The 23,039-nt window shown below is 66.5% G+C and carries 23 protein-coding genes and 3 tRNA genes; 6 read left to right on the forward strand and 20 right to left on the reverse strand.

Going from position 1 to position 23,039, the window contains the following annotated elements; translation table 11 throughout:
* Positions 1–94: 94 nt before the first annotated feature.
* The 4 genes from ACIBQ1_RS55870 (at position 95) to ACIBQ1_RS55885 (ending at position 4,312) form a co-directional block, all read left to right on the forward strand.
* On the forward strand, positions 95–688 hold the full coding sequence (locus ACIBQ1_RS55870; protein ID WP_397291137.1) for an exonuclease: 594 nt from the start codon (positions 95–97) through the stop codon (positions 686–688).
* Positions 689–734: 46 nt separating this feature from the next.
* Entirely contained in the window at positions 735–1,217 is a 483-nt protein-coding gene (locus tag ACIBQ1_RS55875) for a hypothetical protein (protein ID WP_397291139.1), read from the forward strand.
* Positions 1,218–1,350: 133 nt separating this feature from the next.
* Positions 1,351–2,076: a hypothetical protein gene (locus tag ACIBQ1_RS55880; protein ID WP_397291141.1), complete on the forward strand. Its 726-nt coding sequence runs from the start codon at positions 1,351–1,353 to the stop codon at positions 2,074–2,076.
* Between the two features lie 196 nt (positions 2,077–2,272).
* Complete coding sequence (locus ACIBQ1_RS55885; protein ID WP_397291143.1) at positions 2,273–4,312, forward strand: cellulose binding domain-containing protein; 2,040 nt, start codon at positions 2,273–2,275, stop codon at positions 4,310–4,312.
* A gap of 124 nt (positions 4,313–4,436) precedes the next feature.
* Here the strand turns inward: ACIBQ1_RS55885 and ACIBQ1_RS55890 are convergent, their stop codons facing one another.
* The 13 genes from ACIBQ1_RS55890 to ACIBQ1_RS55950 form a co-directional block, all read right to left on the reverse strand.
* Complete coding sequence (locus ACIBQ1_RS55890; RefSeq protein ID WP_397291145.1) at positions 4,437–5,672, reverse strand: RICIN domain-containing protein; 1,236 nt, start codon at positions 5,670–5,672, stop codon at positions 4,437–4,439.
* A 106-nt stretch (positions 5,673–5,778) separates the two neighbouring features.
* Positions 5,779–6,420: a response regulator gene (locus ACIBQ1_RS55895; RefSeq protein ID WP_397291146.1), complete on the reverse strand. Its 642-nt coding sequence runs from the start codon at positions 6,418–6,420 to the stop codon at positions 5,779–5,781.
* Positions 6,413–7,576 carry a sensor histidine kinase gene (locus tag ACIBQ1_RS55900; protein ID WP_397291148.1) on the reverse strand — a complete coding sequence of 388 codons (1,164 nt, stop codon included), beginning with the start codon at positions 7,574–7,576 and terminating at the stop codon, positions 6,413–6,415. The genes ACIBQ1_RS55895 and ACIBQ1_RS55900 overlap by 8 nt, the downstream gene beginning before the upstream one ends.
* 6 nt (positions 7,577–7,582) lie before the next feature.
* On the reverse strand, positions 7,583–8,278 hold the full coding sequence (locus tag ACIBQ1_RS55905) for an ABC transporter permease (protein ID WP_397291150.1): 696 nt from the start codon (positions 8,276–8,278) through the stop codon (positions 7,583–7,585).
* Positions 8,279–8,405: 127 nt separating this feature from the next.
* A complete protein-coding gene (locus tag ACIBQ1_RS55910) occupies positions 8,406–9,317 on the reverse strand; it encodes an ABC transporter ATP-binding protein (RefSeq protein WP_397291151.1) in 912 nt (303 codons plus the stop codon).
* A gap of 202 nt (positions 9,318–9,519) precedes the next feature.
* On the reverse strand, positions 9,520–9,960 hold the full coding sequence (locus ACIBQ1_RS55915) for a hypothetical protein (protein ID WP_397291152.1): 441 nt from the start codon (positions 9,958–9,960) through the stop codon (positions 9,520–9,522).
* 52 nt (positions 9,961–10,012) lie between these two features.
* Positions 10,013–12,151, reverse strand: a complete 2,139-nt coding sequence (locus tag ACIBQ1_RS55920; RefSeq protein ID WP_397291187.1) for a DEAD/DEAH box helicase — start codon at positions 12,149–12,151, stop codon at positions 10,013–10,015.
* Entirely contained in the window at positions 12,063–12,530 is a 468-nt protein-coding gene (locus ACIBQ1_RS55925; RefSeq protein WP_397291154.1) for a DUF2834 domain-containing protein, read from the reverse strand. Before ACIBQ1_RS55925 ends, ACIBQ1_RS55920 begins: the two co-directional genes overlap by 89 nt.
* Positions 12,531–12,554: 24 nt before the next feature.
* A complete protein-coding gene (locus tag ACIBQ1_RS55930; protein ID WP_397291155.1) occupies positions 12,555–13,757 on the reverse strand; it encodes an ADP-dependent glucokinase/phosphofructokinase in 1,203 nt (400 codons plus the stop codon).
* A 1-nt stretch (position 13,758) separates the two neighbouring features.
* Positions 13,759–14,619, reverse strand: a complete 861-nt coding sequence (locus tag ACIBQ1_RS55935) for a ketose-bisphosphate aldolase (RefSeq protein WP_397291157.1) — start codon at positions 14,617–14,619, stop codon at positions 13,759–13,761.
* A gap of 54 nt (positions 14,620–14,673) precedes the next feature.
* Positions 14,674–15,516, reverse strand: a complete 843-nt coding sequence (locus ACIBQ1_RS55940) for a carbohydrate ABC transporter permease (RefSeq protein WP_397291159.1) — start codon at positions 15,514–15,516, stop codon at positions 14,674–14,676.
* A gap of 6 nt (positions 15,517–15,522) precedes the next feature.
* Positions 15,523–16,485: a carbohydrate ABC transporter permease gene (locus ACIBQ1_RS55945; protein ID WP_397291160.1), complete on the reverse strand. Its 963-nt coding sequence runs from the start codon at positions 16,483–16,485 to the stop codon at positions 15,523–15,525.
* A gap of 61 nt (positions 16,486–16,546) precedes the next feature.
* Entirely contained in the window at positions 16,547–17,854 is a 1,308-nt protein-coding gene (locus ACIBQ1_RS55950; RefSeq protein WP_397291162.1) for an ABC transporter substrate-binding protein, read from the reverse strand.
* A gap of 294 nt (positions 17,855–18,148) precedes the next feature.
* Between ACIBQ1_RS55950 and ACIBQ1_RS55955 the strand changes: the two genes are divergently transcribed.
* On the forward strand, positions 18,149–18,997 hold the full coding sequence (locus tag ACIBQ1_RS55955; RefSeq protein ID WP_397291164.1) for a DeoR/GlpR family DNA-binding transcription regulator: 849 nt from the start codon (positions 18,149–18,151) through the stop codon (positions 18,995–18,997).
* A 279-nt stretch (positions 18,998–19,276) separates the two neighbouring features.
* Here the strand turns inward: ACIBQ1_RS55955 and ACIBQ1_RS55960 are convergent, their stop codons facing one another.
* From ACIBQ1_RS55960 to ACIBQ1_RS55990, 7 genes are all read right to left on the reverse strand, one after another.
* Entirely contained in the window at positions 19,277–19,537 is a 261-nt protein-coding gene (locus ACIBQ1_RS55960) for a Txe/YoeB family addiction module toxin (RefSeq protein ID WP_397291165.1), read from the reverse strand.
* Positions 19,534–19,830: a type II toxin-antitoxin system Phd/YefM family antitoxin gene (locus ACIBQ1_RS55965; RefSeq protein ID WP_397291189.1), complete on the reverse strand. Its 297-nt coding sequence runs from the start codon at positions 19,828–19,830 to the stop codon at positions 19,534–19,536. The genes ACIBQ1_RS55960 and ACIBQ1_RS55965 overlap by 4 nt, the downstream gene beginning before the upstream one ends.
* A gap of 178 nt (positions 19,831–20,008) precedes the next feature.
* Complete coding sequence (locus ACIBQ1_RS55970; protein ID WP_397291167.1) at positions 20,009–20,605, reverse strand: AAA family ATPase; 597 nt, start codon at positions 20,603–20,605, stop codon at positions 20,009–20,011.
* Between the two features lie 120 nt (positions 20,606–20,725).
* A tRNA-Phe gene (locus ACIBQ1_RS55975) sits at positions 20,726–20,802 on the reverse strand.
* Between the two features lie 5 nt (positions 20,803–20,807).
* Positions 20,808–20,882, reverse strand: a tRNA-Asp gene (locus ACIBQ1_RS55980).
* 99 nt (positions 20,883–20,981) lie between these two features.
* A tRNA-Glu gene (locus ACIBQ1_RS55985) sits at positions 20,982–21,054 on the reverse strand.
* Positions 21,055–22,614, reverse strand: coding sequence for a metallophosphoesterase (locus ACIBQ1_RS55990; protein WP_397291169.1), 1,560 nt, complete (start codon positions 22,612–22,614; stop codon positions 21,055–21,057).
* A 33-nt stretch (positions 22,615–22,647) separates the two neighbouring features.
* Here ACIBQ1_RS55990 and ACIBQ1_RS55995 point away from each other — a divergent pair, with 33 nt between their 5' ends.
* Complete coding sequence (locus tag ACIBQ1_RS55995) at positions 22,648–22,998, forward strand: metallopeptidase family protein (protein WP_397291171.1); 351 nt, start codon at positions 22,648–22,650, stop codon at positions 22,996–22,998.
* Positions 22,999–23,039: the final 41 nt, after the last annotated feature.

Consider the following 23,039-nt stretch of genomic DNA (forward strand, 5'->3'; position numbering starts at 1 on the left):
GGCTGCTCTTCGAGCACACCGCGTGCGGCCCCGCCGGATCCACCAGCCCCGTGTGCGGATGTGGTGCAGATGTCGTGCAGCTACCCTTTCTGCCGTGTCCCGACTTCCTGAGCTGTACATCGCCGTAGACGTGGAGGCCGACGGGCCGATCCCGGGCCCCTACAGCATGATCTCCCTGGGGATGGCCGTGGCCGGGCGGCCCGACCTGACCTTCTACACGGAGCTGCGGCCGATCTCCGACGACTTCGTGCCCGAGGCGCTGGCCGTCTCGGGCCTGGATCGCGACCGGCTGCTGCGGGAGGCGCCCGCGCCCGAGGCGGCCATGGCGGCGGCCGCCCGCTGGGTCGACGGCCTGCGGAAGGTCGGCCGCCCGGTGTTCCTCGCCGCGCCCGCGGTGTGGGACGGGATGTTCGTGCACTGGTATTTCGTGCGCTTCACCGGCAAGAGCCCGTTCGGGGTGACCGGCTCGGGCGTCGACCTGCGGAGCTACTGGATGGGGCAGACCGGCTGCGAGTGGTCCCAGACGGGCAAGCGGACCATGAAGCGGCGGCTGGGGCTCGAAGGGCTGCCGCACACGCATCATGCCGGGGAGGACGCGGCGGAGCTGGCGCGGATGTTCGAGGCGGTCATTCTCACGAGATCTTCAGAATCCACACAGGAAGCTCTGAGGGATCCCGGAGAACGTTAAGCAGAACGGACATTTCCCCCTCGCTCGTATCGGACGGTGGTCCCGCATGACCTCGACCTCGGTGAAGCCCGCTGCCCGCTCGGCCGGCCTGGCGGTGGTGCGTCTCGGCCTCCTGGCGCTCGTCGCGATCGGCATCCTGGGCGCCGCTCTCGAGCTCGCTTTCGAACGCCACTGGCAGAGCCCGGTGCAGCTGATCCCGTGGGCGGCCCTGGCGCTGCTGGGATTCGCGCTCGTGCTGCTCGCCCTGCGCGACTCCCCTCGGGCGGTCACCGTGGTACGGGTGATCGCGCTGGTCGTGCTGCTCGCCTCCGCGTACGGCGTCTTCATGCACGTGTCCGTCAACCACGGCGCGGGTGCGGCCGACCCCACGTGGGACACCCTTTCCCCGCTCACCCAGTGGTGGTACGCGCTCACCAAGTCGGTCGGCCAGGCGCCGCCGCTCGCGCCCGGCATGCTCGCCCAGAGCGCGCTGCTCCTCACGCTGGCCACGCTGACGTCCAAGAACCGATCGTCCGTGAACGGCGGCTGAACGTTCCCGGCTCGGAACCTTTCCCGCATCTTTCGCGTCACACCCAGACAAAGCGCGTGTGACTTGGGAGGCTGGTGAGGTTGGAGTGGCGTTAGGTCGCACATTCATAGCGGCGGTCGCGGTGGCGGCCACCGTGTTCAGCGCTGACGGGGCCGCGGCGAAGACGGAGCCCGCACCCAGGGCGGAGCCCCGGCCGGCCGTGCCGGCGGTGGCCGTGTCCACGCCCGCCGCGGTTACGGCGGAGCCCGAGTGTCTCCGGATCAAGGGCGCGGAGGCCTGCGTGGGGCCGGACGGGAGCGACCGTCCGGGCATCACGATCGAGGACACGGCGAACGACGAGCTCCACGCCACCGTGGAGTACTACCTCAACGGTTACCTGGGCACCAAGTACGTCATCCACAACCTGGGACGTAAGGGCGAGGTCCGGGGCAACCGAGAGGTCGGGAAGGTCGTGACGTTCCGGGCGGCGGTGTACGAGGGCAACCACCGGGTGCGGGTCGGGCGGTGGAAGACCGTCCGCAGTGTCACGAAATATCCGATAAGGCGGGAAACGCGGGTCACGCCGGCCGTCGCCCGGTCCCGGTCCAAGGCGTGCACCTCCACGAAGGGCGCCGCCACCCTGTGCTTCAACGAGCGGAATACCGTCGTCTTCGCCTGTGACACGAGCGCCGACCAGTACCAGGCCCGCGCCGAATACTTCATCGCCGGGGACCCGACCGCGCGTTTCGAGATCCACCAGCTGGCCGGGGTGAACACCTGCGGCAAGGCCGAGCACGGGGACCTCGCCGTCAGCATGTACCGCGCCTCGCTCTTCAACCACAACCGGCGGATCGCCACGAGGCTGTACAAGTACAACTAGATCTCCCGTGCGGTCACGTGCGCCGCGTCCATGCCCGCCTCGGAGAAGCGGTCCGAGGCGGGCGGGCGCGGCGAGATCGACCCCATGAAAGTTTCAGCGTTTTTTGACGGGCGCGGCGGCGGACCTCATGATCATGATGCCTCCTGGTCAGGAGGAGGCGTCGAGTGAATTCCGCTATCCATGGCGAGGTACGCCGATGCCCAGCACGCTGTTACGAGCCGCGTCCGCCCTCCTGCTGACGCTGACCGCACTCAACGCCCCCGCGGCGTACGCCGACGACGTCACCCCGGTAGCGGTGACCGTCAACGCGCGCGCCGCTCTCGCCACCGTTCCCGGAACCGGCATCGGCTCCAACCATGCGATCTGGGACACCAACCTCGGGACCGACGAGACCGCCGACCGGCTGAAGGACGCCGGTGTGAAGATGCTGCGCTACCCCGGCGGGTCGTACTCCGACATCTACCACTGGGCCGACCACACCGCCCCCGGCGGCTACGTGGCGCCCAACACGGACTTCGACACGTTCATGCGCGGCGTGGGCCGTACCGGGGCGCAGGCCATGGTGACCGCCAACTACGGCACCGGCACCGCCGAGGAGGCCGCGGCCTGGGTCCGCCAGGCCAACGTCACCAAGGGCTACGGCATCAAGTACTGGGAGATCGGCAACGAGAACTACGGCAACGGCCACTACGGCTCCGCCTGGGAGGCCGACAACCACGCCGACAAGAGCCCGGCCGAGTACGCCCGCCACGTCGTGGCCTACGCGGACGCGATGAAGGCGGTCGACCCGACCATCAAGATCGGCGCGGTGCTGACCACGGCCGCCAACTGGCCCGACGCCATCACCGCCGACGGCGACAGCGGCACCTGGAACAAGGTCGTCCTCTCGAACGCCGGATCGAAGATCGACTTCGTGATCCTGCACTGGTACCCGGGCGCCCTCGACAGGGCCGGCCACGTGACCGACATGATCCAGCTCACCCGTCAGCAGCTCGCCAAGTACGTGGGGCCGGGCTCGGAGCGGATCGACATCGCGATGACCGAGTTCAACACCGGGTCCAGCAGCAACGGCACGAACACCCAGCCCGGCGCGCTGGCCGCCGCCGACGCGTACGCGACGCTGCTGGCCAACGGGGTGTTCACGGTCGACTGGTGGAACGTCCACAACGGCATCGGCACCGTCACGCAGGTCGAGGGGCACACCGATTACGGCGACTTCGGCCTGCTGTCGAGCGGCACGTGCACCTCCGACAACAGCGTCTGCGAGCCGGCGCTCAACACGCCCTTCGCCCCGTACTACGCGCTGCAGATGGTGAGCAGGTTCGCCCGGCCGGGCGACCAGTTCGTCCGCGCCGCGACCGACCAGGCCAAGGTCGTCGCGCACGCCGCCCGCCGGCCCGACGGGGACCTGGCGGTCATGCTGATCAACACCTCGAACGACACGTCGTACCCCGTCGCGATCGACTACTCCGGCTACACCCCCGCGGCCGGCGCCCCCACCGTGCTGACCCACACCAACGGCGCGAGCGGCATCACCACGTCGGCCACCGGGACCGCGACCGCCCAGACGCTGCCGCCGCTGTCCCTGACCACCCTCGTCCTGCACCCCGCGTCCCCGCAGACGGGCCTGCCCGGCGCCCCCGGCCGGCCGTCGGCCGCGCAGGTGACGGACACGACCGCCACGATCTCCTGGTCCGGCGCCTCCCCCGGCGCGCGGCCCATCGCCAAGTACGAGCTCCACCGCCAGCACGGGGCCGTCAGCGAGCAGCTCGGCGAGACCTCCGGCACCTCGTTCGCCGTGGCCAACCTCAAGCCGGGCACCCGCTACACGGTCAACGTGATCGCCCGTGACAGCGGCGGCGGCCTGTCGTGGGCCTCCCCGCCGCTGACGTTCACGACCGGCACGCCCGCCTCCAGCTCCTGCTCGGTACGGCTGAGCGTCACGACCGACTGGGCCAGCGGCTACGTCGGCGCCATCGACATCACCAACAACGGCGCGCCGGTCAACGGCTGGACCCTGAACTTCGCCTGGCCCAGGAGCTGGCAGAGCCTGGGAGGCGGCTGGGGCGGCGTCTGGACGCAGACCGGGTCGGACGTGAAGGTCGTCAACGAGGCGGGCAACGGCGCGCTCGCCACGGGGGCCACCACCACGGTCGGCTTCGTCGGCAACTACTCCGGGCCGAACGTCCCGCCCGCCGTCTTCACCCTCAACGGATCCGTCTGCACGAGCCGGTGACAGCGCGCCCGGGGCCGCTCGCCCGTCCCGTGGCATCAGCGCATTGAGAGAGCGCGTTCTCGCAATTCCGGCATTTATCGAAGGGCTCCTTCCTGGTTCCGGAAGGAGCCCTTCGCCCTACTGTCTAGGCGCGCGTCCACTGCTGGTTGGCGCTGCCCGCGCAGTCCCAGATCTGCAGCCGGGTGCCGTTGGCCGAGCTGACGTCGGTCGCGTCGAGGCACCTGCCGGACTGCGGATTGACGATCCGGCGGGCGCCGGAGTCGTAGGTCCATTGCTGGGCGCCGGTGCCGTTGCAGTCGTACAGTTGCACCTTCGCGCCGTTGGCCGTGGCTCCGTCGGTGACGTCCATGCACTTGCCGAGCGCGCGCACCGAGCCGTCGCCGTTCCACGTCCAGCTCTGGGCCGGGGTGCCGTTGCAGTCGTAGAGCTGGACGGCGGTGCCGTTGGCGGTGGCGGCGCCGGCCACGTCGACGCACTTACCGCCGATGCCGGTGATCTGGCCGCCGGACCCGCTCGTGGGCGGGGCGTAGACGCGGACGTAGTCGACCGACATGGTCTGCGGGAAGGTCGTGGTGCCGTCGGGGTAGCCGGGCCAGTAGCCGCCGACCGCCACGTTCATGATCATGAAGAACGGGTGGTCGAAGACCCATCGGTTGCCGCCGAGGTCGGCCGGTGTCCGGCGCTGGTACTCGACGCCGTCGACGTACCAGATGATCAGGTTCGGGGACCAGTCGACGGCGAAGGTGTGGAACGCGTCGGCGAACGCGCCGTTGATCGAGTAGCCCGCGCCGATGCCTCCGGAGCCGGAGTAGCCGGGGCCGTGAATGGTGCCGTGCACGGTGCTGGGCTCGCGGCCGATGTTCTCCATGATGTCGATCTCGCCGCTGTTGGGCCAGCCGACCGATCCGATGTCGTTGCCGAGCATCCAGAAGGCCGGCCAGATGCCCTGGCCGCGCGGCAGTTTCATGCGCGCCTCGAACCGCCCGTAGGCCCGGGTGAAGGTCGCGGCGGTGAGCAGGCGGGCGGAGGTGTACTGGCAGGTGCCGTAGTGGCACTGGTAGTTGGCCGGGTTCTCGCGGCGGGCCGTGATGACCAGGTTGCCGGCGCCGTCCATGGCGGCGTTCCTGGTGCTGTCGGTGTAGTACTGCTGCTCGTTGTTGCCCCAGCCGCTGCCGCCCATGTCGAAGCGCCACTTCGACTGGTCGACGGCACTGCCGGCGGCTCCGTTGAACTCGTCGGACCAGACCAGCGGTCCTGGGGCGGGGGCGGCGTGGGCGGTGCCCGCCATGGGGGCGAGCAGCGCGGTGAGAACGGTGCCGACGGCGAATAACGCTCTGAAACGGGGGGTGCTGCGGACCATACGGATTACCTCATCGGATCCACGGACGTAGCTTTACGGAAACCATCCGGCAACATCACGCCAATTGTCAAGAGAGCGCTCTCTCACGAGATTCGATGAAACGCGGTCAGCCGTTCTCCAGGGTGAGCAGGCCGCGCCGGAACGCGGTGGCGACCGCGGCCGCCCGGTCGTTGACGCCAAGCTTCGTGTAGATGTGCAGCACGTGGCTCTTCACCGTGGCCTCGCTGATGAACAGGCGCGTGGCGATCTCGCGGTTGGTGGCGCCGTCGGCGATGAGCTGCAGCACCTCCAGCTCCCGGGCGCTCAGCGGGTCGGCGGGCGCGCGGACCTGGCCGAGGAGCCGGGTGGCGACCGACGGGGAGAGCACGGCCTCGCCCCGCGCCGCCGTGCGGACCGCGCGGACGAGCTCGTCGCGGCCGGTGTCCTTGAGGAGGTAACCGGTGGCCCCGGCCTCGATGGCGGGCAGGACGTCCCTGTCGGTGTCGTAGGTGGTGAGCACGAGGACGCGGGCCGCGATGCCCAGCCTGGCGAGCTCCTTGATGGCCGCGACGCCGTCCATCCTGGGCATGCGGAGGTCCATGAGGATCACGTCAGGGGTCAGCGCCCGCGCGAGCTCGACGGCCTGGACGCCGTCTCCGGCCTCGCCGAGCACCTCGAAGTCGGGGTCGCCGGCGAACATGCCGCGGATGCCGTCGCGCACGATGGGATGGTCATCGGCGATCAGCAATCGAATCGGAGCCTCACCCACGGGTCACCGCCGGGACGCTCGCGGAGATCGCGGTGCCGAGGCCGGGCTCGGACTCGATCTCCAGAGTGCCCGCCAGGCGGCTCACCCGCTTGCGCATCGAGGTCAGGCCGAAGCCGCCGCCGTCACCGACCCGCTCGGGGTCGAACCCGGCGCCGTCGTCCCGCACGTCCAGGGTGACCAGATCCTCCATGTACGACAGGGTCAGCCCGACCCGGGACGCGCCGGCGTGCTTGGCCGCGTTGGCCAGGGCCTCCTGCGCGGTGCGGAGCAGCGTCTCCTCGACCTCCGGATGCATGGGACGGACCGTACCAGTGATGGTGAGCTCCGCCCGTACCCCGTTGAGCTCCCCCCACTGGGTGACGACCTCCCCCAGCGCGTCGGGCAGCGGCGCCGCCTCCAACTGCCCCGGCCCCACCGCGTGCACGGAACGCCGGGCCTCGGCCAGGCTCTCCCGCGCCAGCCCGATCGCGTTGTCCACGTGGCGCCGCCAGTCCTCGGTCCGGTGCGCCGCCTGGAGTTGGGTGATGATGCCGGTGAGGCCCTGGGCGAGAGTGTCGTGGATCTCCGCGGCCATGCGCTGCCGTTCGTCGTGAACGCCTGCCTCTCGGGCCTGGACCAGCAACTGGGCGTGCAGTCCCGCGTTCTCCCGCATGGTGGCTTCGAGCTGCCCCACCATCCGCTTGCGCTCGGCGCTCCGCTCGGCCGTGACCTCGCCGACGAAGCTGAACAGCCCGACCAGGGCCACGATGGCGGCGGTGAAGAACAGGAAGGTGAGAATCCCGGTCAGGGTGGGCTCGGGCAGACCGCCGTTGTAGGTCGCGACGCTGATCGCCGCCGTGGCGGTCACCCCGGCGAACCGCCACTTCCCCTTCAGGTACTGCCACGAGTGGAGATATCCGGCGAAACCGAAGAAGCTCGCGAACCACAGCCCCTGCGTACAGAGCACTCCGATCAGCAGCACCAGCCCCGCCACGTAGAGCGCGCCCCGCGGCACCAGCCAGATCCACACTGCCGCGAGCGCGGCCAGGGCGAGCATGGGCCACGGCCTGCCACCTGTGAGCAGGCAGAGCACTGTGGAGGTGCCGAGCAGGACGTACGGAGCGGCCGCCATCTGGCGTTCCAGCAGCCGCTCCCATCGGTCGAGCCGCCCGGTCATACCTCACTACTCCCAGCGGAAGAACTTTGCCGCAGCGATGCTGATGACCACAGCGTACGCGGCCATCACAGCGAGCAGCACCGGGCTGGGAGCGCCGCCGTCCCAGACGTCCCGCAGGCTCTGCCGGAACGCGCCCAGAGGCGTGTACTCGCCGATGCGGGCCACGACGCCGGGCATCTGATCGGCGGGCTGGATGAGTCCGGCCAGGTAGGCCATCGGGAAGTACAGCAGGACCCCGATCCCGTTGGCGCTCCGGCCGTTCTTGGCCAGGGCCGCGATGAGCAGGCCGACGGCGAACATGGCCGCCGTGCCGAACAGGAAGACCAGCACCCCGGGCAGCACCTGGTCGGGCAGGTGGGCCCTGAGCACGGTGCCGGCGACGGTCACCAGCAGGGCGCACGCGGTGAGCGCGAGGACGAGTTGCAGGAGGAGTTGCACCACCAGCATGTTCGCCGGGCGTACCGGCGTGGTGGAGAGCCTGCGCAGGATGCCCCGCTCCCGGTAGGTGGCCATGGTGGTGGGCAGCATGTACAGGCCCACCAGGCCGACGGCGATCGCCAGTGCCATCGGCAGGAGCACGGTGTCGCCCGGTCCGATCGAGCTTCCGAAGACGACCATGATGAACAGGGGGATGAGCAGGGAGAACATCGCGCCGGGCTCTCGGGTCAGCAGCTTCAGCTCGACGATGGCAAGCTTGGTCATGATCTTCCTCCGTACGTGGTCGGGGGTCAGGGGAACGTCAGGGCGCCGAGCGCCGGCAGCACGGACATCGGCAGATGGACCCAGGCGGACGACCGGGCCTCACTTGGCCGAGCCGAACGAGCGGGCCCTACTTGGCCGAGTCGAACGAGCGGCCGGTCAAGGCCACGAACGCGTCATCAAGGGTGCGCTTGTCGATGCGCAGGTCACTGACCAGGACGTGATGGCGGGCCAGCCGCGCCGTGACCGCCGTGGCGAAGTCGCCCCTCCCAGTGACGACCACCCGGTCCCCCGTCCTGGACACACCGGTCACCCCGGGCAGCCCGCCCAACTCGACCATGTCCCCCGCCATCAGCGTGAACCGCATCTGGTGCTCGGCGTCGATCCCGTCGACCAGTCCGGCCGGGGTGTCGAGCGCGACGATCCGGCCGCGATCGAAGACGGCGACCCGGTCGCAGAGCTCCTCCACCTCGTCCATGAAGTGGCTGACCAGCACCACCGTCACACCGCTCGCCCGGACCTGCTTGATCAGCTCCCAGGTGGTACGGCGAGCCTGCGGGTCCAGCCCCGTGGTCAGCTCGTCGAGGAACGCCACCCGCGGATCGCCCACCAGCGCCAGCGCGATGAACAGCCGCTGCCTCTGCCCACCGGACAACTTCCCGAACCGGCCGTTGCGCTTGTCCGCCAGCCCCCACTCCTCCAGCAGCTCACGCCAGTCGCGCGGCTTGGCGTAGAAGGAGGCGTACAGGTCGAGCGCCTCCCACACCTTGATGTTCTCCGGGAGCTGCGTGTGCTGGAGCTGCACCCCGACCTGCTCGCGCACCTCGGAGCCGTCCTTGACCGGGTCGAGCCCGAGCACCTTGACCGTCCCGCTGTCGGGCCGCCTCAGCCCCTCCACGCACTCCACGGTGGTGGTCTTCCCGGCGCCGTTCGGGCCGAGGATGCCGAAGATCTCGCCCTCCTCCACGGAGAACGACACCCCATCCAGAACCGTCAGGTCCGCGTACTTCTTACGGAGGTCCGTGACCTCGATGACTGCCATGGCTCAAGCATCTTTTCCCCGAGCCCGAGGCGAATCGACCTCCAGGGTCACGCTGCCGGCGAATCCTGCTGACCCGAAAATCCACCGAACGGTTGATGCTGATGAGCCCTTGAATCGCAAGGGCCGGGCGAGGTCCTGCCGAGGGGCGCTCGTGGAGAGGCGGCATGACGGCGGTCTCCAGGGCGTAGGGCCTGCCTCGGCGTCAAGCACGGGACTCGCTGAACCAGCGCCGGGCCGAGGGCAGGAGAAGCAGGATGACGACGGCCCAGACAGGTATGCCGGCGCCGAACACCACATTCCAGTTCACGCTGGAGAAGAGGGCCTGGTCGAGAATGGTGGCCCCGATGGCCAGCAGATGCGCGGCGATGATCGCCCAGCGTAGATACGTTCGGCGGCTCGACCATCGGCTCAGCAGCCAGCCGAGAAGGGCGGTGCTTCCTGCGGCATAAGCAAGGCCAGGCAGGAGGCCCCATTCGAAGGTGGAGAAGAAGGCGACCAGCACGAGCGCCAGGCCCACCAGGCCGAATGCCACTCCGAGTGTGATGATGAATTGAGCCGCCTTGAGTGTGACGGACATAGGGCGTGCGACCGTCTTGTCCGCTGGGTTTCCGATGAGCTTGTCTCCCGGGTTCGTCGCCGCCATATGGAGAAAATCTCATGTGGTCAGCTGTGACAACAACCACCCCGCCGCAGCATTATGCGAAATCGTCAGCATCGGCGGCCGGAGGTTTCGTGGTGGTGAGGCGCTCTCGCTCCTCTCTGACGATCCGGTCGGCCAGGGATTCGTCGGAGATGTCGATGGCGTCGGGGGTGGACTCGGCGAGGTGGCTGCGTCTGGCGTAGGCGTCGAACAACGTGGCCTTGGCGTGCATGATCTCCAGCAGTCGTTCGTCCATGCTGTCGGGCGTGAGAAGGCGGTGCACCTGCACTCGCCGTACCTGGCCCATGCGGTACGCGCGGGCCACGGCCTGGCTCTCCAGAGTCGGTTTGACCTGCGGCTCGCAAATGATCACGATGGAGGCCGCCTGGAGGTTGAGCCCCACTCCACCCGCCTGGATCTGCGCGAGCAGCACCGCGTGACCTCGGGCCGCCGTGAACGCGTCCACCACCTCCTGGCGGCGTCGCGGTTCCAGGTCGCCGTTGAGCGGCCCGTGAACCGGAGAGTCGATGGCGTGGCCGACGGCGGCGAGCACGTCGCGGAAGTAGGAGAAGACGACGACCTTGAGCTCGGCGTGGGCCGCCTTGTCGACCAGCTCGCGCAGGCGTTCCAGCTTGGCGGACTTCTCCGGCACCGCGTAGGCCGCGCGGCGCATCGCCATGAACTTGCCCGACTCCACCGCGTCCCGGTAGGCGGCGGCGTCGGCCGCGCTGAATTCCTCCCACTCGTCCATGTGGACCAGGTCGGGCAGCTCCGTGACCACGTCCTTCTGGTTGCGGCGCAGGTAGGCGGGCGCGACGGCGCGGCGGAACGCCTGCGCCCGATCGAGCGTGTCAGCCGGCTCGACCTGGCCGGCCAACCCGGGCTGGAGGTGGTTCACGAGGGAGCGGAACTCCTCGATGCGGTTCTCCATCGGTGTGCCGGTCATGAACAGCACCGTGTCGACGTCGTGGCACCATCGGGCGACGGCCTTGGAACGGCGGGTCTGCGGGTTCTTCACGTAGTGCGCCTCGTCGACGACGAGCATCCCCACCTGCGGCACGGTGTTCAGCGTGTGGAGCCCGTCGAACGTGGTGACCGCGACTCCGCCGCGTTCGAGCCACGCGGCGTGGGCCAGGGGGCGCTCGTCGCCATGGAGCCGGTAGGCCTTGAGCGAACTGCGGGTCTCGATCTCACGCAGCCAGTTGATCAGCACGCTGGCCGGGCAGACCACCAGAGAATGCGTCGTGCCCCGCGCGTGTAAATGCGCCAGCACGGCGATCGCCTGGATCGTCTTGCCCAGGCCCATCTCGTCACCGAGGATCACCCGGCGCTGGGCGAGCGCGAACCGGGCGCCGAACGCCTGGTAGCCGCGGAGCGAGACCCGCCGCAGGGTGTCGTCGAGCTCTTGCCCTCTGACCCGCTCGGCCAGATCGTCGGGCAGGAAGCCCTCGGCGGCGGCCCGATCCGACGGCGCCAGCGCCGAGAGCTCCGCCAGCAGGTTGTAGTAGTCGGCCGCGCGGATCTCGAAATCGATCCACGCCAGCGTCCCGTCCGGCGACGGGCGCAGCAGGTCCGTGGTGGCCTGCGCGATGAGCAGCCTGGTCTCGGTCTCGTCGGTGAGCAGGCCGGCGATCTGCTCCGCGGCCTGCGCCGCGCGGGTGCGGCGGCGGCTTCCGGACAGGAGCCTGCGGAACCAGTTGCTGATGGGGCGGGCCTGGGGGATCAACACGTTCAGTCGCCGCACGACCGCGTCGGCCGTGCGGCGGGCGCGCGGCAGTTCGGGGCCGACGGCGACCAGCCGGCACAGCGCGACGAGCAGCCGGGTGGTTTCGGCGTCTCGGTTGTCGACGTCGATGTGGGCGGTGCAGGACTGCCTCGTGGCTCGCGCGATGCGCTCGGCTGCCTTCTGCGCCTGCCATCGGGTCTGCTGTCCGACTCCGGGTAGTTTCTGCAGCTCGTACGGCGTTGCCTCCAGAACGCTGAGCACCGTGGCGTAGCCGGCCTCCTGCAGCGCCCCGATCCGCAGCCGGCCGCTGGTGACGTCCTTCAGCCGAGACACCGGCATGGCGTCGAGTTCCGCCCTGGCCTGCTGCTCGCGGAGCGGTTCAAGAGCGGCGCGGACCTCTGTGACCGCTCGTTCGTGTTCGGCGATCAAGTCTCGCGCGTCGTTCAGCAGTCGCCGCGCGCGCCCCAACAGCTCCCGGACATCCGCAGCGGACGGTGATCCCATGGGCCAGACGGTATCTCCTGGGCTCGCGGAACAGACAGCAGCGGTGGGACGTCCGGCAGCGGCCCTCCCCCTGTGATCCCGTCAGGGGGCGCTGCCGTTCGATGGTGGCCAGGTAGACGGCCCAGGCAAACGCGAAGCTGGTGAACAGGCTGGAGACGAAGAACAGCCACGGCCGGACGACGCCGCGCCGACGACCGTCGATGATCGTCATCAGCGGCAGCCGGATCAGGTTGCCGATCGTGTAGTCCTGACCGGCGGAGCTGACGCGTTCCAGTGCCGAGATCAGGGGACCTGTCGCCGGTCGGCGGAAGATCGCCGGGTTGGAGGCGACGACGAACCACAACTTCTGAACGGCTGCGGCCTCATCTCACGGGCTGCTCGAACCTCCCCGGGAGACTTCGGCGAGGAATCCGCCGACGAACGCATCGCCGAGCCCGATGGTCGTGGGCGCGGCCACGTCAAGCTCGAAGCCAGGCAGGCAACGAACGACCCCGCCCATTCGGCCTTCCAGCGCCGCGGCGAACTCCACCGACTCCGTTCGCCTCGGCCGGTTCCGCATGAGTTCGTAGTGGTGGTTCGTGTACTCATCGCCGTGGCAGTAGCGAGTGCTGGCGATCACGATGCCCTCGTTCAGCGGCTCCGCGTACTCGCCGGCTCTCTCGCCGAATGCTGCCGACCAATACTTGGTGTGCACGACCAGGGTCTTCACGGGGATGAGAGCTTGCAGCGATTCGAGGGCGCGTGCCACCTCCGTCACGGAGAGCAGGTTGACGGCGTAGCCCAGGTGCGACTGCATCTCGTCTTCGTTCAGTCCGTAAACGTCGATGACTTCCAGAAGCGCGTCGCGGACCCGTTGGCTGAGGCCCGGCTCGTGGAATCCGGCATCCTCGTAGTAGACGACCGCCTCGGCCGGAAGTTGTCGCATGTGGCTTCTCAGCGTGGACAGACGCCGGTCAAGTGTTTCCTGGTCCCGTATCGCGTTGAATCCCGAGATCAGAAAGACCCGCGCGTCGCGAAGCAACGAGCCCAGTTCATCACTCAGCAGCATGGACCCGTTCGCCGGGTCGTTGACGTAGATCAGCCTGTTCGGGAACGGCGCACGAATGTCGATGTCACCTGCTCGAACCCGCAGATCCTGGTCGTACTGCACGATCAGGTGCGGATAGAGGGTGTCCTGGTCGCCGCTGCAGATGTAGTCGCAGCTTGCCGGCAGCAGGCGACGGACGATGTCGTTGAGACTGACCAGGTGCAGGGTGGACGGTACGCCGAACCGGCTCATCTCCATCGCCGCCCGGACGGAGGTTCCGCCCAGAGTCGTTTGTGTGGGGAAGCGCCCCGCGAATGCGCTCAGGCATTCGGAGGAGGCGACGAAGTGCTCGCCTCCTCCGCCCTTTTTGAGATAGGTGAGAATCGAAATGACCAGCTCACGCTCGTTGGTCACGGTGACCGATGAAGTCAGCTCGGCATTGTGGATCTGATACTCGCCGACGAGCTGCTCCAAGACCGAAGAGGACAGCTTGAGTTCGTAGTCGACGCATCCCCCCAAGCCCAGGACTACATGACTGGTCATGTCAGTACAGAGATGCCTTGCCGGCCGCTTCGAAGAGGTCGATCTTCTGCCCGGCCACCACCTTCATCGCATCGATGCACGGCGGCTGGATGGAGTTCGGCTCACGCAGGCTCTCATCGGCCAAGACCTCGCGCATCTTCATGTGGTAGGCCGCCTTGATGTCACTGGAGATATTGATCTTGTTGATGCCGAGCTTGACCGACTGCGCGATCTCGTCGTCGGGATTGCCCGAGCCGCCGTGCAGCACGAGCGGGATCCGGACCCGATCCTTGATCTCCTTCAGCAGGTCGAGCTTGAGCTCCGGCTTCAGGGTCTTCGGGTAGAGGCCGTGATAGGTGCCGATGGCCACGGCGAGACTGTCCACCCCCGTTTCCCGCACGAAGGTCACGGCGTCCGCCGGGTCGGTGTAGATGATCGCGTCGCTGCCGTCTTCGGCCTCGCTGTCGGTCTTGCCGATCGTCCCCAGCTCCGCCTCCACCGACAGGCCGACCGCGTGCGCGGTTTCAGCGACCTTCTTGGAGATCGCGATGTTGTCCTCGAAGGACTTCATCGAAGCATCGATCATCACCGAGGTGAAACCGATCCGGATCGCGGTCAGCATCTCCTGGTAGGTCGCGCCGTGGTCCCAGTGGATCGCGATCGGCACGGACGAGCGATGGGCTCGCTGGGTCATCGCGGTGATCACGTCCACGCCGATGTGCCGTACCTCGTCGGGATGGATCCCGACGATGAGCGGCGCGTTCTTCTCTTCGCTGATGTCCACGATGCCGTTGAACATGGCGTAGTCGCTGATGTTGAAGGCGGGCACGGCGAAGTTTCTTTCGTTCGCGACAGCCAAGAGCACCTTGCCGGTCGTCAGCATTGCTGTATTTCTCCTTCTGATTGGTAAATCATGGCTCGGGACGGGGATGAAGTGTCAGGCCTTGACCGCGCCGGAGGTGAGGCCACCGATGAATCGCCGCTGGAAGAGGAGGAACAACACGAGCACCGGAATGGACCCCAGAATGCTCATGGCCATCATCTGATTCCACTCGTAGGAGTGCTGGCCCATCAGGAGCTGGATGCCGATGGGCACGGTTCGCATGTCATCGGTACGGGTGAGGGTCAGCGCGAACAGGTATTCGTTCCACGAGATCATGAAGGTGTAGACGCCGACGGCGACCAGCCCGGGAACCGAAATGGGCACCAGGATCCGCCAGAGAGCCGTCCAGCTCGACGCCCCGTCCACCTTGACGGATTCGTCCAATTCCCGGGGCAGGGTGTTGAAGTACGCGGTCATCATGATGATCGCATAAGGCAAGGTGAACACCATGTGCGTGAGGATCAACCCCGGATAAGTATTATACAGACCGAGCGCCACCACGAGACCGAAGTAAGGAATGACGAGTGTGATTGGCGGCACAGCCTGAACAGTGACGATAACGGCGTTGATGGATCGTTTCATCGGGAAGTTGTAGCGGCTGAATCCGTACGCCGCGAGTATCGCCACGAACAATGTCAGTACCGTCACCGACAGCGCGACGATGTAACTGTTGATGAAAAACCTCAGCTGGGCCCCGTCGCCCAGGATCTTTCCGTAGGCGTCGAACGAGAAGTTCTCGGTGATCAGCCGCGGCGGAACCTGGAAGACTTCCCCGTTGGTCTTGAACGACGTCGACAGCATCCAGACGACCGGAAGGCCGGCGAAGGCCGCGCCGACGCACAAGCCTGTGAGCACGGCGATCTTCGCGCCGAGGCGCCGCCTTTTGCGGGTGAGCACGGGTGATCACCTCTCCTTTTGCAGGCGAACGTAGAAGAAGGCCAGAATCATCGTGAGCAGCAGGACTATGACGGCGGCGGCGGACGCGGTGGCGAACTCGTAACTGCTGAAGGCCTGCTTGTAGGTGTAGGTGCTGAGCATCTCGGTGGCATTCAGCGGGCCACCGCCGGTGGTCATCCAGATGAGGGCGAACTGCTGAGAGGTCCAGATGAGATCGAGCACGGCCATGCTGAGCAGTACCGGTTTCAGCTGCGGCAGCGTCACATTGCGGAACTGACGGAAAGAGGTCGCGCCGTCCACGGAGGCCGCCTCGTACAGAATGGGCGAGATTCCCTGCAGCCCGGCGAGGATACTGATCATGAAGAAGGGGAAGCCGGCCCAGATGTTGATGAACGTCAACGCCCAGAGCGCCATGTTCGGGTCGGAGAGCCAGCCCACTTCCTCGCGCATCACGCCGATTGTGGTCAGGATGTAGTTGACCACCCCCGACGGGTCCAGCATGAGCCGCCAGATGACCGCGATCACGGCGACCGTGAACAGCCAGGGCAGGATGTAGACAATGCGGAAGATGGCTTTCGTCACTCCGCTCAGCAACGGCGTGTTGAGCATCGTCGCGAAGGCCAGCCCGAGGCCGAGGTGAGCGACAGTGCTCACGGTGATGAAGATGAACGTGTTCTTCAGCGCTGCCAGGAAGTCGGGATCGGTGAGCACCGTGGTGTAGTTGGCGAGGCCGGCGAAGACCGGATTCTGCTCGACGATCACGTTGTCCTTGAACGAATAGCTGACCACCATCGCGATGGGGATGATCATCAGCACAAAGATCAAGATGAGCGTCGGCGAGAGATAGCCGAACGGGACGACCCGCTGCACGGGGAAAGGCCGCGTCCTTCTCCTTCGGCCCGCAGAGGATTCCGATGCCGATTTTGCGGCTCCCGGGGAGGCCGCGGGATCGAGTTTCGCGGTTTCCATCGATGTCTCCTTGGCTCGGGGCCGCGCCGCACGGTCGGCGCGGCCCACGAAGTACGGAAGGTCAGAGCACCGGCGTCCAGGCCTGTTGTGCCTTGTTGAGGGCTTCGTCGACACTCTGCTTGCCGGTGAGCACGAGCTGCAGCTGCTCATCGAAGCTGCGCATCAGGTCTTCGGACTTCGGCAACCCCACGAACTCGTTGGCGGGATACCCCGCCTTGTAGATGTCGAAGGCCGTCTTGAACAGCGCGTCGCTCTTGCTGAAGTCGGGCTCGGCCGTCTTGTTGCCGGGGAAGCCGTTCGCCAACGTGCTCAGCTGCGCATTCGCCTGCTTGTCCATCAAGAACTGGACCAGCTTGAAAGCCTCGGCCTTGTGTTCCGAGGAGTCGGCGACGCCGATGCCCCAGGACGCGTACGGGATGCCGCGCTTGCCGGTGTAGCCGTCCTCGGCCGGGATCGGCACCACCGTGAAGTCCAGCTTCGGATCGTTCTTCTTGATCAGCGTGATGTGCGCCAAGGAGTCGATCATCATGCCGATCTGGCCGGTGGAGAACTTCTCGACCTTGTCCTGCTCTTTCATGGTCAGCGCTCCGGGCGCGATGACGCCCGCGTCGTTCAGGCTCTTGACGTACTCCACGGTGCTCTTGACGCCTGGGCCGGTCAGGTCGGGCTTCCCGTCCTTGGTGAGCATGCTGCCGCCCGACGCCCACAGCCATGACATCACGTCATTCTGGACGCCGTTGGGAACGGCGGTGTCGAGGGGCAGGGCCCAGCCCTTGACGTTGCCGCCGAGCGCGCTGATCTTCTTGGCCGCCTCCAAGAACTCCGTGCGCGTGCTCGGAGGCGTCTTGACCCCCGCCTTCGCGAGCAGATCGTTGTTGACGAACAGGGGGTAGACGAAGTTCACCACGGGGATCATGTAGGTCTTCCCCTTGATCTGAATCTGGCTCGCGAGCTGGCTGGAGTCGTACTTCGCAGCCGTCATGAGCTCGGACAGATCAGCGATGGCACCCTGCTTGGCGAAGTCGCTCACCCATGCGCCGTCAAGGCCCACGACATCAGGCAGCGTCCTCGACGCGGCTCCGGACACCAACTGCTGCTTCGTGGACGCGTACGGACCACTCAACAGCTTGACCTTGATCTTCGGGTTCTGCGCCGTGAATTCCGACATGAGCTTGTCGAACGATCCCGCCGGCAGCTCCGGCGCCCACCACTGCGCGAACTCCAGCGTGACGGTCCCGTCCCCGCTTGATCCCGCGCTCGATCCCGAGCTGGAACCGCACCCCACGGCCGTGGCGCCGATCATCGCCACCGCCATCACCCCGAGTAGTCGCCTCGTCCGGCCCTGCAACCGGGTGCTGCCTCCGGTCATCGCGACCTCCTTGCTGTACAGGTGTTACCGGTCTTTGCCGGTTTCCGCCACATTAACAACGTATGACGCGACCCCACAAGACCTAGTAGTGCAAAGTCCAGCTAGAAACCGCACAGTTCGGCATGCAAGCGGAAGGAGCATGCAGGTCCAGCAGGCTTCCCGGGCCGGACCCCCAAACTAGGCAGCATCTTGCCCGGAAGGGGCAATGTCATGCGGTAGTCTGCAGTTCTAGACCTGTATCACTCCTCTGTTGCGCTGAGCCGTGGCGCAACTACCGCAGAGATGGGAGGGTCAGTGACCCTTAACGAGGACGACCGGCAGCGTCGTCTACCTGCAGGACGTAAAGCCCAACTGGCGGCATACGTCGCAGAGGCCGGGCAGGTCACGGTCAGCGCGCTCGCAGAGCGCTTCGGCGTCTCCATCGACACGATCCGGCGGGACTTGGACCAGCTCAGCGCCGACGGCGTCTTGATCCGCACCTATGGCGGAGCGGTCAGTCAGTCGACCCTTTCCCGGGTCGACCGGGCCGTGGACGTGCGGCTCAAGATGGAAGAAGGTGAGAAGGAGAAGATTGCGGTACTTGCGGCATCCTTGGTCGAAAATGGGTCAATCGTCATGATAAACGGCGGTACGACCACTCTTGCCGTGGCCAGGAACCTGCGCAACCATCGGGACCTGACAGTGGTGACGAACAGTCTGCTCGTACCCCCGGCGCTGGCGCCCTCAGCCGTCCGCGACGTGTACGTCTTCGGCGGCGCGGTTCGCACTCTCACGCTGGCCACCATCGGCCCCGTCGGCTTCCGGGCGTCCGACGGAAGCGAGCTGGACATCAGCTGCGACCTGGCGTTGATCGGAGTCGGCGCCGTTTCGGCGGCCGCCGGGTACACGACGAGCAACCTCGCCGAGGCGGCGATGATGCGAGAGATGATCTCTCGGGCGGCGCGCGTGGCGATCCTGGCCGACTCGTCCAAGTTCGGCCGCCGGCTCTTCGCCCAGGTGTCCGAGCTCGGGGGCGCCGACTACCTCGTCACGGACTCCACCCCGCCGCCTGATCTTTTGGACGCGCTGACGGAGAACGAGGTAGCGGTGATCACGCCGGAAACTCTCGAAGGCACCCCTGAAGCCGGTCAAGAGCCCCAGTAGTTCGGGTGATGAGCAGGTGGCGGCCTGTCCGGGTGCCGATTCGTGTCATGGCCGGCCATTTCGCGGCGGCCGAGAACACCGCCCGCCTGGTCCTGACCACTGCCCGGAAGCTCCAGAAATGACCGGATGACTCGCGTGTGACCCACACGTGCCCCACAACATCACTGGCCGTTCCCTGTGACAGGAGAACGGCCAGTTAAAGAGGGACTGCCGCGCACCGGCCTGCGGGCTGTCGTATCCCCATGTGGCGATGATGTCCGTTTGCCGACCGGACGGACGCTACTTCTCATAGTGATAGCGACAGGCGGCGATCATGATCGTGTCATCGTTGACGCGGTAGACGAGCCGGTGTTCTGAGGTTACGCGCCGAGACCAGTAGCCGGACCATTCGTACTTGAGCGGCTCTGGTTTGCCGATGCCTTCATTCTCGTTTCGGGCTATGTCGGCGATCAGCTGGTTGATCCTTTTGAGGATGCGTCGATCTTCTCGCTGCCAGTAGCAGTAGTCCTCCCAGGCAAGTTCGTCGAAAAGGATCTTCACGAGGTGGTGTCCTCATCGGCCAGTTCGCGGACGGTGCCGCCGCCGGCCTCCAGACGGGCGACCGCCTCTGACAGCCGTCTGCGGTTGACGGGAGAGGCCATCAGGTAGAGCGTCTCGCGCATCGATTCGTATTCGCGCTGCGACACCATGACGACGCCTTCTCCGCCGGGGCGGGTGATGAGGACCTCTTCCTGGTCGTCGATGACGGCGTCGAGAGTGGCGGCGTAGTTGGCTCGCGATTCGGACATGGTCATCACCTTCATGCCACCAGTGTACATGATGATGTACATCATCGGTGCGGCGACGGATCCGCGCACGGGTACGCGCAAAGATCAAGCTGTTGCACCAAGGTGCAAATGGCTGCAGCTTCTTGTGACGAACGCTCCCCACTTCCGCTTCCGTGCGCAATGCCCTTCGCAAGCTGGGGGATGCGCTCGGCTAACGCGCGCTTGAGTCAGGAGGGCAGCCGGTTCAGGCCAGCTGCCCTCCTGTCTTACGCATACGCAGCTGATCGAAGGCGGAGACCACCGGCGGTTCTACCAGAGCGGCAACGATCAGCTTGGCGACTTCCGCCGGCCCTTGTACGGAGGTGTCCACCTCCAGGTCATAGCAGCCATGCGCATGGACCGGCTCATTGAGTTGCGGCGCCGACGTCATCCTGTCGGTTCGCCCTCTCTCACGCCGTTCCACCTCCTCCAGAGGACATCGAATTCCGACGAACAGCACCGGAACCCCCTCGAACAGAGCAAGGTAGTGATCCAACATCTGCGGTGTGATCACCGCCTCCGAGATCACGTCATGACCAAGCAGTGTGAGACTGCACAGCATGTGCAGGTAGCCGTCGAGCACTCTACGGAAAAGCACGCCCCCGTAGTCCTGCCGCCAGTACCGACCCTGGTAACCACCGCGCAACTCATCCAATGAATGGTGGAAGAACGGCTCAGCCAACTCCTCTTGCAGTGCCTTCGCCACGGTTGTCTTCCCTGAGCTTGGAGTCCCGTTGAGGAAGACCAGTCGCCCGACTCGCTCGGGGACGGGACCAAAAAGGCTGCCCGGGTGAAAGTCCATGACTCACGGTAGGACGGCAGCGCCCACATGATCCACTGGATTGATGCGCGACGTTGCTGTCACAGACATGAAAACGCCCCGGAGCGGGGTTCGCTTCGGGGCATCTTAGCTGTTCAAGACTGGTGGTCAGGGGCAGGGTCGAACTGCCGACCTTCCGCTTTTCAGGCGGACGCTCGTACCAACTGAGCTACCTGACCCAGAGCGGTCCTGACGGGACTTGAACCCGCGACCTCCACCTTGACAGGGTGGCGAGCACTCCAAACTGCTCTACAGGACCTTGCGTTTCTTACTGTTCTTGCTGTTTGCGCTCGTTTAGCTTACCAGCTCTTCGGTGGTCTTCGACCATCCGTTTTTCCGGTGCGCTAACCGCTCGCAGTGCCCCCAACGGGATTCGAACCCGTGCCGCCGCCTTGAAAGGGCGGTGTCCTAGGCCGCTAGACGATGGGGGCTCAGGATTCCCTGTCGCCTTCCGTCGGAGACCTCTGAAGCATAGGGGACGATTGCCCTTGATGCCAAAGTGGCTTACCGGCGGACGGCGTTTGTGTTCCAGTGGCCGGTCCCGTTGGCGACGGGGCGGTCGTTGGCTCCGGGGAAATCATACGTTGTGGGTCGGGCTCCACGTGACGTTGGATGTACACAGACTGCTCCCCCAGCCCGCCCAGGGTGATGTCATCCCAGGCCTGCATGCGTTTCGTCTCCCTGTCGAAGTACAGGACCGAGGCCTGCACCGGCGTGGGCTGGGCGTGTTCGAGGGCGCGCAGGCCGGCGCCGCCGGTCGAGCCCTGGACGAGGAGGCGGGTTCGGGTGGGGAGCATGGCCGTCTTGCGGCTGTGGGTGTGGCCGGCGAGGATCAGGGGGGCCGCGCCGGAGAAGCCCTTGCCGACGTCCGGGTCGTGTACGGCGATCACATCCGCTTTCTTCACCTTGGCGAGTCGGGAGCGGGCGTACTGGCCGAGCACGGCCGGGTCCGAGTCTGCGGGCACCGACTTGTCCGGGGTGAAGCGGGGGTCACCCAGGCCGTAGATCTTCAGGCCTGCCACGGTTTCGGTGGTGTCGTCCAGGACCACGGAGTTCTTCTGCTTCTCGACCGCCTTCTGGGTGATCATCGAGTCGTGGTTGCCGCGTACGTACACGTACGGGACCCCGAGGCGGCCGATCTCGTCCACGAACTTGTTCTCGGCCTTGGTGCCATGGTCGGAAATGTCGCCCGTATCGATGATCATGTCCACGCTGAACTGGTCCTTGAGCGAGCGGATGACGTTCCAGGCGATGGGGTTGATGTGGATGTCCGAGACGTGCAGGACCCGGATGGTCTTGGGGTCGGTCTCGTACAGCGGCAGGTTGGACACCGTGTCGTACAGCTTCGAGACGTTCGTGACGAGTTTGGTGAGTTGCGACCGGTACGACTCGAATCGGGTCATGATCGACTCGGCGCTGCCCACAAGCGACGGCGCGGCGGCGACGAGGCCCGAGTAGCGGGGCTCGACGAGAGAGCTGGGGCGGAACGTCAGAGCCGCGAGGGCCCCGGTGCCCGCCAGCGCCACGGAGGCGGCCAGAAGGCCCGTCAGGGCCACTCTGGGACGCCTGAAGACCATCAGGACCGCGATCAACGCCCCGGCCCCCGCGCAGAGGAGTGAGCGGATCGCCAGCGCGCGCACGCCGTCGAGGAGATCGTCCTCGATGAGCTCGGGCAGGCGGTCGGCCAGCCGCGGGTCCTCTATGAGGGCTTTGGCACGCTCCTGGTCGATGTTCTCGAGCGTGATGCGCAGGCGCAGCGGCGCGTCGTGCGTGCGGAACGTGAGCGTGCCGAGCGGGCTGGCGTCCACGACCGTCTCGCCGTCCCAGGCCGGTCGGAGCGACATCCCGGTCTCGACGGGCCCGACCTGAGCCCGTACGGTGCCGCTGAGGAAGATGCCCAGCCAGGCGCCGACCGCGGCCACGAGGAGCACCGCCGCGGCCCTCGCCGCCCTGGACTGGATGACTGCCTTTGACCCGCGAACGAACTTCATACGCCTTCTTGCCTACCCGAGTGACGGGGCAGAATGGCAAATGTGATCGAGGTTTCGCGGGAGAAGTTCGAGGAACTCGTGGCCGAAGCGTTGGACACGATCCCCCCAGACCTCACGCGCGCCATGAGCAACGTCGTCGTCACGGTCGTCGATGACCCGCCGGAGCCCCACCTGCTCGGCCTGTACACCGGTGTCCCCCTCACGGAACGCGGCGACTGGTACTCAGGGGTCCTGCCCGACCGCATCGAGATCTACCGCAATCCGATATGCCAGATTTGCGATACGGAGGACGACGTCGTCGACGAGGTGCGCATCACGGTGGTCCACGAGGTCGGCCATCACTTCGGTATCGACGACGCTAGACTTCACGAGCTGGGCTGGTAACCCTTTGCTTTTGGTTGGCTTCTTTGGGTTGCGGGTTGCCA

The organism is Nonomuraea sp. NPDC050153 (assembly GCF_044460125.1).
Taxonomy (GTDB): domain Bacteria; phylum Actinomycetota; class Actinomycetes; order Streptosporangiales; family Streptosporangiaceae; genus Nonomuraea.